The sequence below is a fragment of the Levilactobacillus zymae genome (assembly GCF_032190635.1).
Lineage (GTDB): Bacteria > Bacillota > Bacilli > Lactobacillales > Lactobacillaceae > Levilactobacillus > Levilactobacillus zymae_A.
Genome location: NZ_JAVLAS010000001.1, coordinates 1,030,247 through 1,042,214, shown reverse-complemented (window position 1 = coordinate 1,042,214; position 11,968 = coordinate 1,030,247). Strand labels below are relative to the sequence as shown.

General features: G+C 52.4%; 13 protein-coding genes and 2 tRNA genes. 3 read left to right on the top strand and 12 right to left on the bottom strand.

Annotated elements, in window-relative coordinates:
• Nucleotides 1-59: 59 nt before the first annotated feature.
• The 3 genes from gap to RI501_RS04700 form a co-directional block, all read right to left on the bottom strand.
• Nucleotides 60-1,070, bottom strand: coding sequence for a type I glyceraldehyde-3-phosphate dehydrogenase (gene gap / locus RI501_RS04710; RefSeq protein WP_313820575.1), 1,011 nt, complete (start codon nucleotides 1,068-1,070; stop codon nucleotides 60-62).
• A 67-nt stretch (nucleotides 1,071-1,137) separates the two neighbouring features.
• Nucleotides 1,138-2,166, bottom strand: coding sequence for a sugar-binding transcriptional regulator (locus RI501_RS04705; RefSeq protein WP_313820574.1), 1,029 nt, complete (start codon nucleotides 2,164-2,166; stop codon nucleotides 1,138-1,140).
• A gap of 270 nt (nucleotides 2,167-2,436) precedes the next feature.
• Nucleotides 2,437-2,508: transfer RNA gene (locus tag RI501_RS04700), tRNA-Arg, on the bottom strand.
• 223 nt (nucleotides 2,509-2,731) lie between these two features.
• Between RI501_RS04700 and RI501_RS04695 the strand changes: the two genes are divergently transcribed.
• Both RI501_RS04695 and RI501_RS04690 read left to right on the top strand, forming a co-directional pair.
• Nucleotides 2,732-3,349, top strand: a complete 618-nt coding sequence (locus RI501_RS04695; RefSeq protein WP_313820573.1) for an ECF transporter S component — start codon at nucleotides 2,732-2,734, stop codon at nucleotides 3,347-3,349.
• Nucleotides 3,350-3,515: 166 nt separating this feature from the next.
• A complete protein-coding gene (locus tag RI501_RS04690) occupies nucleotides 3,516-3,869 on the top strand; it encodes a hypothetical protein (protein WP_313820572.1) in 354 nt (117 codons plus the stop codon).
• 104 nt (nucleotides 3,870-3,973) lie between these two features.
• Here the strand turns inward: RI501_RS04690 and RI501_RS04685 are convergent.
• The 4 genes from RI501_RS04685 to RI501_RS04670 all read right to left on the bottom strand — a co-directional run bounded on the left by RI501_RS04685 (nucleotide 3,974) and on the right by RI501_RS04670 (nucleotide 6,236).
• A tRNA-Arg gene (locus RI501_RS04685) sits at nucleotides 3,974-4,045 on the bottom strand.
• Between the two features lie 76 nt (nucleotides 4,046-4,121).
• Complete coding sequence (locus RI501_RS04680) at nucleotides 4,122-4,844, bottom strand: LiaF transmembrane domain-containing protein (RefSeq protein WP_313820571.1); 723 nt, start codon at nucleotides 4,842-4,844, stop codon at nucleotides 4,122-4,124.
• Nucleotides 4,841-5,302 carry a LytTR family DNA-binding domain-containing protein gene (locus RI501_RS04675; RefSeq protein WP_313820570.1) on the bottom strand — a complete coding sequence of 154 codons (462 nt, stop codon included), beginning with the start codon at nucleotides 5,300-5,302 and terminating at the stop codon, nucleotides 4,841-4,843. The genes RI501_RS04680 and RI501_RS04675 overlap by 4 nt, the downstream gene beginning before the upstream one ends.
• A gap of 158 nt (nucleotides 5,303-5,460) precedes the next feature.
• A protein-coding gene (locus RI501_RS04670) for an IS5-like element ISLpl3 family transposase (RefSeq protein ID WP_096109514.1) occupies nucleotides 5,461-6,236 on the bottom strand; the annotation gives its coding sequence in 2 pieces (ribosomal slippage) (nucleotides 5,461-5,912 and nucleotides 5,912-6,236; 777 coding nt in all).
• A 188-nt stretch (nucleotides 6,237-6,424) separates the two neighbouring features.
• Between RI501_RS04670 and clpP the strand changes: the two genes are divergently transcribed.
• A complete protein-coding gene (gene clpP / locus RI501_RS04665; protein ID WP_057731106.1) occupies nucleotides 6,425-7,021 on the top strand; it encodes an ATP-dependent Clp endopeptidase proteolytic subunit ClpP in 597 nt (198 codons plus the stop codon).
• 83 nt (nucleotides 7,022-7,104) lie between these two features.
• Here clpP and RI501_RS04660 read toward each other — a convergent pair whose 3' ends face one another.
• The 5 genes from RI501_RS04660 to rapZ all read right to left on the bottom strand — a co-directional run bounded on the left by RI501_RS04660 (nucleotide 7,105) and on the right by rapZ (nucleotide 11,864).
• A complete protein-coding gene (locus RI501_RS04660; protein ID WP_313820569.1) occupies nucleotides 7,105-8,448 on the bottom strand; it encodes a PFL family protein in 1,344 nt (447 codons plus the stop codon).
• 11 nt (nucleotides 8,449-8,459) lie between these two features.
• A complete protein-coding gene (locus RI501_RS04655; RefSeq protein WP_057731110.1) occupies nucleotides 8,460-8,729 on the bottom strand; it encodes an ACT domain-containing protein in 270 nt (89 codons plus the stop codon).
• A 306-nt stretch (nucleotides 8,730-9,035) separates the two neighbouring features.
• On the bottom strand, nucleotides 9,036-9,965 hold the full coding sequence (gene whiA, locus RI501_RS04650) for a DNA-binding protein WhiA (protein ID WP_057731112.1): 930 nt from the start codon (nucleotides 9,963-9,965) through the stop codon (nucleotides 9,036-9,038).
• A gap of 4 nt (nucleotides 9,966-9,969) precedes the next feature.
• Nucleotides 9,970-10,983: a gluconeogenesis factor YvcK family protein gene (locus tag RI501_RS04645; RefSeq protein ID WP_313820568.1), complete on the bottom strand. Its 1,014-nt coding sequence runs from the start codon at nucleotides 10,981-10,983 to the stop codon at nucleotides 9,970-9,972.
• Nucleotides 10,980-11,864: an RNase adapter RapZ gene (rapZ, locus tag RI501_RS04640; RefSeq protein WP_313820567.1), complete on the bottom strand. Its 885-nt coding sequence runs from the start codon at nucleotides 11,862-11,864 to the stop codon at nucleotides 10,980-10,982. The genes RI501_RS04645 and rapZ overlap by 4 nt, the downstream gene beginning before the upstream one ends.
• Between the last annotated feature and the right edge of the window lie 104 nt (nucleotides 11,865-11,968).

Sequence of the window (11,968 nt, the reverse complement as noted above, 5' to 3'; positions counted from 1 at the left end):
CCCCCGCCGCGTTTTTGCGTAACTTTTATGACGCGCTTAATCACGCGGCAACGCTCTGATTAAAGAGTTGCGAACCGTAATAAAGTACGAACCATGTTGCAAGTGAAGCCCCATTCGTTATCGTACCAAGCAACGGTCTTAACCAATTGAGTATCACCGGCAGTGGTAACTTCCGTTTGGGTTGGGTCAAAGACGGAACCGTGAGGATCGTCGATAATATCAGTGGAAACGATTTCGTCGCCGTTGTAACCGAAGGCGTCGTTGTTTTCAGTGTGCTTCTTGATTGCTTCGTTGATTTCGTCAGCGGTGACCTTCTTGTCAAGGACAGTCACTAATTCAGTCAAGGAACCATCAACGACACCGACACGTTGAGCATGGCCTTGTAACTTACCTTGTAAGTCAGGGATAACCAAGCCGATAGCCTTAGCGGCACCAGTAGAGTGAGGGATCGTGTTGACGGAAGCCGTCCGGTTGTTCCGCATCTTCTTGCCACGAGGGCCATCCAAAATCATTTGGGTAGAAGTGAAGGCGTGGATCGTGGTCATCGTTCCGGCCTTGATACCGAATTCTTCGTTTAAGAAGTAAGCCATTGGTGCCAAGCAGTTCGTGGTGCAAGAACCGGCAGAAACAATGACATCGTCCTTAGTCAAGACGTCCAAGTTAACACCAGGAACAACGGTCGTGATAGGACCAGCTGGTGCGGAGATCAGAACCCGCTTAACACCGGCATCGATGTGGGCGTGAGCCTTTTCTTCGGAAGTGTAGAAACCGGTACATTCGAGAACGAAGTCAACCCCATCGTTCTTAACCCAAGGAATGTCTTGAGCCTTTGGTTCAGCGTAAACAGGGTATTCCTTACCGTCAACGACGATGCCCTTGTCCGTGGACGAAACTTCGCCAGGGAAACGACCATGGGTTGAGTCGTACTTCAGTAAGTAAGCCAACATGGAAGGCGTCGTTAAATCGTTGATAGCGACAACTTCAATGTCGTTAGAGTGAAGTTCGTGAATCCGCTTGAAAGCCAAACGACCGATACGGCCGAAACCATTAATACCAATCTTTACAGTCATACTGTGATTTCCTCCTTCAGGAAGCAAAACAAAGATATTTTTTAAAAAGCAGTACAGCTGAAGTGTATCACTTTTTTAAAACAAAGTCAGCAGCTCCTTGGTCGGTCACCAACCAAGTTTGAGCTGGCGCTAAATGCATGTACGCCTGAATCGCGGTTCCCTTTTCGGACCCCCCGGCCACGGCAATCACCAACGGCTTAGTAGTTAAGTCGGCGATACCTAGACCAATTCGTGGCAGTTCACTGACCACGTGCCCTTGAGCATCGAAGAAAACCCCAAAGGCTTCTCCAACCGCATGGGCAGCATTCAGGTCAGCAATCACGTCGGGCGCAATGTTCCGACGCCGCGCCATCGCCAGTGCCTGACCAATACCGTGGACCACCACGGTACTTTGGTCGATCAGCTGGAGGACCGTGTGGATCGCCGGTTCTGCAAATAACGACTTGTAAGTTTGGGTGTTCAGTTGCTCGGGAACATACAACGATCGAAATTGACCGTTAGTCCGTTGGGCCATCTGCGCACTCACCGCATTGGCCTGAATTTCCGGTGTCTCACCAATGCCCCCACGTGCGGGAACAAAGAGCAACTGCCGTTGATTGCTTAACGACGGTGTCAGACTCGCCGCCACGGTGGCCATGGTATGTCCCCCCATCACCGCTACAGTGCTGGGGCCAGTCGGTAATTGATCGGCCAAGACCCCCTTAGCGGCCTGCGCCAACCCGCTCAGCGAGCCGTTCGCTTGGGAGCTGTCGCCCGGCACGATGGTACAGTGAGCAATCCCCAGTCGTTGGGCCAGTTCCTGCTCTTGCTGCTGCCGGCCGGTTAAGGTCGCCATCACGGGGGTCAACCCCGTTAAGATCCGGTGACCATCCGGCGTGAGCTGCATTCCCTTGACCGTCATCTGAATGAAGCCCAGGGTCGCTAACGCGTCGGTGGTGGTGCGGACAGTCCGTTCGGTGCAAGCGAGCTGGTTAGCCAAGGTCCGGCGGCCAACCGGCTGGAGATTGGCAATCCCCTGCAGCACCCGAAAGCGCGTGGTCAGCTTACTAACCATCTGGGGAACAATTGCCTCGACCCATTGCCATTCGTCTTGCATCCAACTTACCTCCTAGTGGGACACTAGTCGACCAGGGTGGCAGAAATTCGCCCACCTGATCCAAAAAAATATCGGTCAACGTTACGCTAACCTAACTTACTGTGCCATTATAAGCCCCACTCCGTTAAAATAGCAAGTTATTCCCCCCGGGAATTTCCGGTAACCGACCGTTCGAGCGACCAGGCCCGCCCCAACTAGGGTTCTCGCCAGTTAGGCGACCCAACAAAAAAGGTCGGAACCCTTGTCCCGACCACCGTTCAATTACTGTGATGCGCCCGGAGGGAATCGAACCCCCATTTCAAGAACCGGAATCTTACGTGCGATCCATTACACTACGGGCGCATAGTTGCTGTGCTCAACAACACTTAACTACTATAACCGATTTTGAATAAAAATACAAGGTCCTTTTTAAATTATCATCCGGTGGCCCCCACCCTCGCCGCACACTTTATCCCGTTGCTTCTATAAAAATCATGCTATAATAACCACGCGCGGTGTTCCGGAATTTCCCGTTAATGCCGCAGCTTCACCATCACCACATTAATTTATGTTGGGAGTTCGGACCATGACGCACGAAAAAACGTTTCGCCTGGTAATCGACGCTTTATTAATTGCGATTATTTTATTACAGAATATTCTACCATTTTTAGGCTACATTCCCTTCGGTCCGTTCAGTATGACGTTGATTGGGTTAACCGTCATCGTTGCGGGGGTCGCCTTAGGTCCCGGTGACGGCGCGCTGATTGGCGGTACTTGGGGGCTGATCACCTTCATTCGTGCCTTTGCCTGGCCGACCAGTCCCGTCGCCCCCTTGGTCTTTACCAATCCGTTGGTATCCATTCTTCCTCGTTTACTCATGGGCATGGGTGCCGGTTATCTCTATCGTTGGGCCCGTCAGCGCCACTGGGGCATGCACCGTTCGATGCGCCTAGCCGCCGCATGTGCCGCGCTCATCAACAGTCTACTCGTCCTTGGCCTGGTCTATGTCTTCTATCAAACACCGGCCGTCGCCCACGCCTTCGGGGCCACAGGAAACCAAACGTTGGGGTATGTGCTGATGATCTCCCTGCTGACCAACGCCGTTCCCGAACTGATTTTAGACGTTCTGGTCGCTCCCGTCATCGCGGTACCCCTCCGGCAACATTGGGACCGCATTCGACCTAAATCTAAAACTAAAGCCTAATTTTCAGCCACCGGCTCTGCCGGTGGCTTTTTTACGTTGTTTCACCGTGAACTTTCCCGTACAGAAGACCGCCAGTGGTTAAATTTCTTCCCATTTTGGTTAAATTTAGACCTAGCCAGCCACTCCCTATATCCTCATACTTAATCCATTAAGGAAGTGAACAATAATGCCTCGCACCAATTCTCAACAATTAGCCGCTATTCTCCTGGCCTTAGACCACTTTTACGCTCTCTGGCACGATTCCGCTTCGGCCCTGCACTTACGGGAGTACGCCACATTACAAACGATCACGCCGCGGCACCACATCGTGCAGTGCCGTGTCTGGGCCCAAACCTATAGTTCCCAGACCGTAAACCTCCCCGTCGTCCGCTTCGATGACGGCGAAGACGTGGTCATCCTCCACTATTCTGCCGCTACGCTAGCACAGTTGCCTTCGGTGGTCACCACGGCGAATGCGACCTACGTGGTCACGTTGGTCAACGAGCTCATCCGGCTAGTGGACCTGGATACCCAGCTTTAGCCATTAACTTGACCAGCGAACGAAACGCTGGCGATTACAAACCTAAAAGTTGATTCTGAAAGCTAAAAAAAGCCGCCACTCAACTGAGTGACGGCTTTTTGTGATGCGCCCGGAGGGAATCGAACCCCCATTTCAAGAACCGGAATCTTACGTGCGATCCATTACACTACGGGCGCATAGCGCTGATGTCCTTAACAGAACATTAACCACTATACCCGACTCCCGTTTGAAATTCAAGGGGTAATTTTAGATTTAGACGTAAATCACGGTCAGTCCCGATAACGATATTCGGCCCTGAATGACGACCGTGGGCCCATCACCAGGGGTGTGACTGCCCTTCTCCTCGACGCCACCCAGGCTCGAATCAACCGCGATTTTCACCGGCCAAGTCCGGGGAAGGTACAGTTCCGCACCGCCCAACGACACGTCAAGGTTAATGACCGCACCGGCCGGATTCAGCCGAACATCATCGAAGTACAGCTTGGCGTCACCCATTCGCACCCACACATCGGCGCGTTGAAAGTCCTGCGACTGGAGGTACCGAATGCCACTGCCCATGTTAACGCTGACCCGCGTTTGGGCCTCATCCGTAGTCATCCGTTCCGTGGTCTGCCGCCCGTGATGCCAACTACTTTGCTGATGATACTGATAATGGTAGTTAAAATAATGATGCGGATTCAAAATTAACGACAACCCAATGGTCACCAGTAAAGCCACGCCCAGGATGGTCCACGGTCCCAGCGCCGTGATCCCCAACGGCTTGGCAAACAAGATGGCTAACGCTGCCAGACCAAAGACCGTCCCGGTGATTCCCCGGTGGGCCAGGCTAAAGACCACGATCGCCACCAGAAAAATCGCGAATAAAATCCGCCAGAAACCAAACTGATAAGGTAAGATTCCTAGCTGACTCAAGACCAATACCACGGCTCCCACGATAAAGAAGCTCCCCCAAAACCACCGTCGACTCGTTCTCATTTTGTGAACCCCTTTCGTTCTAATGCCCGTTTAACGTCACCGTAATAGCGACGAGACACGTACAATTGCTTATGCGACTGCTGAAACTTGACCAAGTTTCCCGTTAGCGACCTGCTCAGTGACGCCACCTGATCCCGGTTTAAGATGGCCGATTTGGACGCCCGAACAAACTGATCGGGTAACCGTTCGGCTAACTGGTACAAAGGCTCACGGGTGGTGTAGAGTTGGTCAACCGTGTGGACCGTGACCTGGTGACCCGCCGCCTCACAGAATAGGATGGTCGCAATGGCGACGCGGACCTGCTTCCCCCGGTGACTGAGCGTCAGCTGTTGGGGCGTTACGGCCGCTTGAAGCGCGGCCACCAGTTCCGCCGTCCCCGCCGTTTGGGGTGGCACCCGCAAAACCACTTCCGGCGTGGTTAAATTTTCGTCTTGTTCGATGCGGACCCGCACAGCCATCCCCCCTTTTGTGTCTTTAGTACACCATAGCCGCATTCCCTTGTAAACACAACGCACACAACGGGCATCGTTAGCGACCCAACCGGTCGTTTTTCGATGATAGAATACGTGACGTTTACCCATTTTCTGTTATGATGGGGCTAGGGTCCGTCTGAAAACTACTTAAGTAAGATGCAAATTGAGGCAATGTAAACCGTAGCCAGATAAACATGAGCGAGCTTATCATAACGCGTTGCAATCCTACGAAAGTTCTTCAACTGATTGAAGAAGTTCTCAATCAAATGGCGCTCACAATAAACGTGGTAATCACAGGTCCACTTGTCTTTGGTATTTTCCTTTGGCGGAATGGTATAGACGGCTGCTTTATCTTTAATATACTGGCGAAGTTTCGCGGTGCCATAGGCTTTATCCGCGATAATATTTGATTGAGAAATATCGAAGCCTTCCAGCAACTCACTGGCAACTTGGCTATCATGTACTTGACCACCTGTTAGGCGAAAACCCAAGGGATTCCCTAATCCGTCAACGAGTGCGTGAATCTTGGTCGTTCGGCCACCTCGACTTAGTCCAATAGCTTGATTTTCGACCATACATTCGGCGTTTTTTTTGCCCCAGTGGCCTTTTGATGCGCTCGAACGATCGTTGAATCTAAGCTCAAGTTTTCCATGTCGGGATTGTCAATCAATTCGAGAAAAACCTGTTCGAACAAGCCTGAACTTACCCAGGCTCGGAAGCGACTATACACCGTTTTCCAAGAGCCATAGCGTTCAGGTAGATCACGCCAAGGAGCCCCGCTGCGCATGAGCCAGAGGATAGCGTTGAGGGCGGTACGGTTGTCTAGGCTTGATGGACGGCCAGTCCGGTATGGCGGGAAGTATCCTTTGATTCGGTCCCACTGAGCATCTTCCAGTTCGTATCGTTTAGGTGTTGTCATCGGAATGCCTCGATTCGTTTTTCCTCAGATTATACCTGAATTTTTAGTTTTCAGACAGTCCCTAGTTAAATGGTTCTGGTCCTCAAGTAAGTCATTTCGTTTGACCTACTCTGACCATAGCGGTACACTGACAACATGTTAGCAAACTGCTAGCCATTCTATGTAAATTCAAAGGAGGCTATCTTGTCATGAATTTAGTACCAACGGTTATTGAACAATCATCCCGTGGCGAACGGGCCTATGATATTTATTCACGACTTTTAAAAGACCGGATCATCATGCTATCCGGCCCCATCGAAGATGACATGGCCAACGCCATCATCGCGCAATTGCTCTTCTTGGATGCCCAAGATTCCACTAAGGACATTTCCTTGTATATCAACTCGCCCGGTGGTGTCGTTTCTTCCGGGTTAGCCATTTACGATACCATGAACTTCATTCAATCCGACGTACAAACCATTACGTTGGGGATGGCGGCTTCCATGGCTAGTGTCTTGGCTTCCTCTGGGACCAAGGGCAAGCGGTTTGCCTTACCACACGCCCAAGTCATGATTCACCAACCTTCTGGTGGTGCTCAAGGTCAACAAACCGAAATCGAAATTGCGGCGCGTGAAATCTTGAAGACCCGGAAGTTGATCAACCAAATCTTGGCGGACAACTCCGGTCAACCAATCGAACGCATCAACAAAGACACCGAACGGGACAACTACTTAAGTGCCCAGGATGCCGTTGATTACGGTCTGATCGATCACATCATGACCAACAGTTCCGAACAAAAGAAGTAATTTACGCATACTCCTTGCGATAAAAAACGTTCTCGTCAATCGACGGGAACGTTTTTTGTCGTTCATAATTGCCTTCAGTTAGTTTAGTTTTTAAACGAATGAATCGGTGCCGGGATATGGCCACCTCGCGCGATGAAGGCCTGGGGTTGACTAGCATTGACGGGCATCACCGGAGCGCGGCCAAACAAACCGCCAAACTCGACTTCATCCCCCACCGTTTTACCCGGTGCCGGAATGACCCGTACCGCGGTGGTCTTATTGTTGATCATCCCAATGGCCGCTTCATCGGCAATCATGCCGCTGATGCTGGCCGCACTGGTGCCACCGGGGATGGCAATCATGTCTAACCCCACGGAGCAGACCGCCGTCATGGCTTCCAGCTTCTCGAGACCTAGTCGACCGGCCCGCACGGCGCAAATCATTTCGGCATCTTCGGAAACCGGGATAAAGGCCCCCGACAACCCGCCGACGTGTTCACACGCCATCACACCACCCTTTTTAACGGCGTCGTTGAGGAGTGCTAAGGCCGCTGTGGTCCCCGGCGCACCGACACTTTCCAGACCGATTTCCTCCAGAATTTCCGCCACGGAGTCCCCTTCGTTCGGCGTGGGCGCTAGCGACAGGTCAACGATACCAAACGGGACACCCAGGCGTTCCGACGCGATACTGCCCACGAACTGCCCCATTCGAGTGACCTTAAAGGCCGTCTTCTTAATCTGTTCGGAGACCACGTCGATCCGTTGGCCGCGAACCTGTTCTAAGGCTCGTTTAACCACGCCGGGACCACTGATCCCAACGTTAATGATCCGGTCGGCCTCCCCGACCCCGTGGAAGGCCCCCGCCATGAAGGGGTTATCCTCCACGGCATTGGCGAAGACCACCAGGCCCATGCAGTTGACGGGGTCAATGGCCGCGGTCTGCTTAATGATGCGGCCTAGTTCACCCACCGCGTCCAGGTTGATGCCGGCCCGCGTCGACCCAATGTTAACCGAGCTGCAGACCCGACTGGTTTCGGCTAAGGCCTGTGGAATCGAGGCAATCAACTTGCGATCCCCACTTTGATAACCCTTTTGGACCAGTGCGGAAAAGCCCCCAATCAGGTCGACTCCGATGGCTGTGGCCGCTCGTTCCATAGTTTGCGCGTAGGCGACGTAATCCGCATCACCACTAGCGGCCGCCACCAACGCAATCGGTGTCACGGCAATCCGCTTATTAATGATGGGAATCCCGTATTCCGTTTGAATCTGACCAGCCACCTTGACTAGGTCCTTGGCGCTGGTGGTAATTTTATCGTAAATCTTCTGGCGGGCCTTAGCCCCATCGCTATCGATACAATCCAACAGGGAAATCCCCATGGTAATCGTCCGAATATCCAGGTTTTCCTCATCAATCATTTGAATCGTTTCGAGAATTGACCGACTCTCCATCTGCCCGCCCCCTATAACTTCTGGATGGCGTCAAAAACCGCCTGCCGTTGAATACGAATCGTGAGATCGTTGGCCTGACCCAGCTGTTCCAACAATTGCTTGGCTGCCACAAAGCTTAAATTAGCCTCGTCCCACTCACTCAATAACATCATGGTAAAATTCTGGTCCATGATGGTTTGCGAAATATCGACAATATTCATGTCGTGCTGGGACAGTTCGTTAGCGACCGCCGCCACGATGCCCACGTGGTCGTGCCCGATCACCGTAATAATTGCTCGCATTAGTTGTACCTCCAGCTCATAGTTATTGCTATTATGATAGCACGACCGCAATGAAAGCGCACCCACTCTTTTTTCACGCTAGTGACTAAAAAGACCGTTTCTCGGAAATTAAGCTCCGAGAAACGGTCTTTGATTTTTAGTAGTAACGTTGGTATTACACTCTTAGGTTGGCGCTATCTGCGGCCGCCGAAACGTGCTTTTAGGGGGCAACGGGTTCCGCTTAGCCCCATTTCGGCGATTAGCCAAGCCCAGGCTAATCACCGAAATGACGTTAATGCTCGCCCGCTGACCGCCCCTGAACACACTCTATGCCTCGCGTAACTGCTTAGCGTAATCGTTAATCTTTCGTAACCGGTGGTTGATCCCGGATTTCGAAATCGGTCCCCCGGGTACCAAATCGCCTAGTTCCTTAAGACTGACTTCCCGGTGCGCCAGACGCGTTTCCGCCACCTCGCGTAACTTCGTCGGTAATTGCCCTAACCCCACGGTCGCCTCGATGTACTGAATATTATCGATTTGACGGGTAGAGGCATTGGCTACCTTGTCCAGATTGGCGTTCTCGCAGTTAACTAGCCGGTTGACCGAGTTACGCATATCGCGCATAATCCGGACGTCCTCAAACTTCAACATCGCCGTGGTGGCCCCGATTAATGACAGAAAGTCAGCAATCTTTTCGGCCCCCTTAAGGTAGGTGATGTACCCACTACGCCGCTCGATGGACCGGGCATTTAAGTTGTACTGGTTCATCATTTTGGCAATCATCTGGTTGTGCTCCTCATACAAGGAGTAGATCTCCAGGTGGTAGCGACTGGTTTCCGGATTGTTGACCGACCCGCCGGCCAAAAAAGCGCCTCGCAAGTACGAGCGCATCTGCAAGTCGGACTTTAAGATGCTTTCCGGAACGGATTCGGAAAGCTGGACCCCATCAAAGATGCCGAGATCCGATAAAACCTCGGTCACGCCCGTTTTGACCCGCACGATGTACAGGTTATTTTTCTTCAGCTTCATTTTCCGCCGCACCAATAATTCACTTTCCAGATCGTAGAACTGCTTGAGCAGTTGGTACATCCGGCGGGCAATGGCGGGGTTTTCCGTTTGAACGTTCAGGACAAAGTGGTGATTGGCCAAGCCTAGGGCCCCGTTCATCCGAATCAGGGCGACTAATTCGGCCTTGGCATTGTCCCGGTGAACCTCCAACGTGGTCAGCTCTTTTTTGACTTCGCTGGCATAAGACATGTGGTTAAAACCCCCGATCGATACGGTAACGCGGCTGGCCAATCAGGTTCAGCAGTTCGCTGACCACCTCTTGACCGTTATGAAACGCCCCGTTATCGCGTAATTGTAAGAAGTCCGTCGAAATTACCCGACATCCTTGGTCGCGTAATCCTTGGAAATCGTGACGGACTGGTTGAGACATTTCGTCCCACCGTTGATAGTCGATGTACTGGTCCGGCACCTTACGGGTGTTGACCAGGACTGTGTCAATAAAGTTAGTGTTTAAATGTTGATTCAGTACCCGCACATGATCGGCATCGGTAAAGTTTTCGGTTTCACCCTTTTGCGTCATGATGTTGCAGATGTAGACCACTTCGGCCGGGCTCTTACGCACCGCGTTGCCGACGCTTTCGATCATTAGGTTGGGCAGGATACTGGTAAACAAGCTCCCCGGACCTAAGACAATCTGATCGGCATCCATGATAGCGTCGATCACGGGCTGAACCGCGTGGGGTTGCTGGTGGTGATTACTCGTTTCGACCCACACCCGTTTAATCAGCTTGTGAGCCGCCGTGATTTCCGACTCCCCTTTAAGGGTACTGCCATCGGCAAATTGCGCGTGTAACTCCAAGGGTTCGTTGGCTGCCGGATAGATGTGGCCATTCACCCGCATCAGTTGCGATAATTCTTGCACCGCGTCGAAAATACCGCCCTTCATCTCGGACAGCGCCGCGATAATCAGGTTACCAATCGCGTGACCGGCAAAGAAATCGTCGGTAGTTTCAAACCGATACTGGAACAAATCTTTATAAATATCGGGAACCTCGGCCAAGGCCACCATCACGTTACGGATGTCACCAGGCGGCACCACGTTGACGTAGTGGCGAATAATGCCGGAGGAACCGCCGTCATCGGCCACGGTCACGACCGCGGTGATGTCGACGTTCTGGTCCCGTAGATTCCGCAGAATCACGGGTAACCCGGTTCCCCCACCGATCACGACAATCTTCGGCCGGTGGGTATGCATAGGATCTCTCATGAGCGGTTAGCGGACTCCTTTCTCTTCTCAATATCGCGATGGGTCACGTGGACGGGGTACTGATCCCCGAGTGCCTGCCCAATGCGCTGAGCCAAGGCAACCGAACGGTGCTGGCCGCCGGTACACCCAATGGCGATGGTGAGGTTAGCTTTGCCTTCCTTTTTATACCCCGGCATGATGGACTGTAAGAGCTCCAGGAAGCGCTGGTAAAAGGCCTCGGTCTGGGGCTGCTTCATCACGTAATCGTACACGGGTTGGTCTAACCCCGTCTGGTCCCGTAACTCCGGTAAATAGTACGGGTTCGGCAAGAACCGCACGTCCATCACGATGTCGGCGTCGATCGGCAACCCGTACTTAAACCCAAAGGACATCACTTCGATGTGGAAGGTCTGGGTCGTTTCGGTTTCGTAGTTATGAAAAATCTCTTCGCGTAGTTTGCGCGGCGTAATCTTGGTGGTATCAATCACCAACTGAGCGGCCTGGCGAATGGGGGCCAGCAGGTGCCGTTCCCGTTGAATTCCCTCCATGACCCGGCCATTGCGGGCCAACGGGTGTGAGCGCCGGGTTTCCTTGTACCGGGAAACCAGTTCTTCGTCGGAGGCGTCGAGGAACAACACCTGCGCCTGCATGGTTCCGTGGATCGCCACGTCGTTTAGCATCCGCACGATCTCGTCGTAAAACGCTCGCGACCGTAGATCAATCACTAGGGCAATCTTATTGAGTTTGCCAGATTCGCGTACCAGATCCCAAAACTTGGGCAGTAGCGATGGTGGTAGGTTATCAATACAGAAGTAGCCTAAGTCTTCGAAGCTTTGCATGGCCACCGTTTTACCGGCCCCACTCATCCCGGTAATAATTACTAAATGGACCTGTTCAGTCATGTGTGTCACCCTCTCTACCGAAAAATCATCTTCATGCAGTATAGCACACCGGGCGTGTCTTTTCTAATATTTGCCAGAATCCACCGGTTTTAGCGTTCAAACTG

Excerpts from the sequence above, each read along its gene's own strand:
- RI501_RS04690 (WP_313820572.1), top strand. The coding sequence starts at position 3,516 with ATGCCTCGCACCAATTCTCAACAATTAGCCGCTATTCTCCTGGCCTTA.
- RI501_RS04645 (WP_313820568.1), bottom strand. The coding sequence starts at position 10,983 with ATGAGAGATCCTATGCATACCCACCGGCCGAAGATTGTCGTGATCGGT.
- RI501_RS04655 (WP_057731110.1), bottom strand. The coding sequence starts at position 8,729 with ATGCGAGCAATTATTACGGTGATCGGGCACGACCACGTGGGCATCGTG.
- rapZ (WP_313820567.1), bottom strand. The coding sequence starts at position 11,864 with ATGACTGAACAGGTCCATTTAGTAATTATTACCGGGATGAGTGGGGCC.
- RI501_RS04705 (WP_313820574.1), bottom strand. The coding sequence starts at position 2,166 with ATGCAAGACGAATGGCAATGGGTCGAGGCAATTGTTCCCCAGATGGTT.
- RI501_RS04680 (WP_313820571.1), bottom strand. The coding sequence starts at position 4,844 with ATGAGAACGAGTCGACGGTGGTTTTGGGGGAGCTTCTTTATCGTGGGA.
- RI501_RS04675 (WP_313820570.1), bottom strand. The coding sequence starts at position 5,302 with ATGGCTGTGCGGGTCCGCATCGAACAAGACGAAAATTTAACCACGCCG.
- RI501_RS04660 (WP_313820569.1), bottom strand. The coding sequence starts at position 8,448 with ATGGAGAGTCGGTCAATTCTCGAAACGATTCAAATGATTGATGAGGAA.
- RI501_RS04695 (WP_313820573.1), top strand. The coding sequence starts at position 2,732 with ATGACGCACGAAAAAACGTTTCGCCTGGTAATCGACGCTTTATTAATT.
- whiA (WP_057731112.1), bottom strand. The coding sequence starts at position 9,965 with ATGTCTTATGCCAGCGAAGTCAAAAAAGAGCTGACCACGTTGGAGGTT.
- gap (WP_313820575.1), bottom strand. The coding sequence starts at position 1,070 with ATGACTGTAAAGATTGGTATTAATGGTTTCGGCCGTATCGGTCGTTTG.
- clpP (WP_057731106.1), top strand. The coding sequence starts at position 6,425 with ATGAATTTAGTACCAACGGTTATTGAACAATCATCCCGTGGCGAACGG.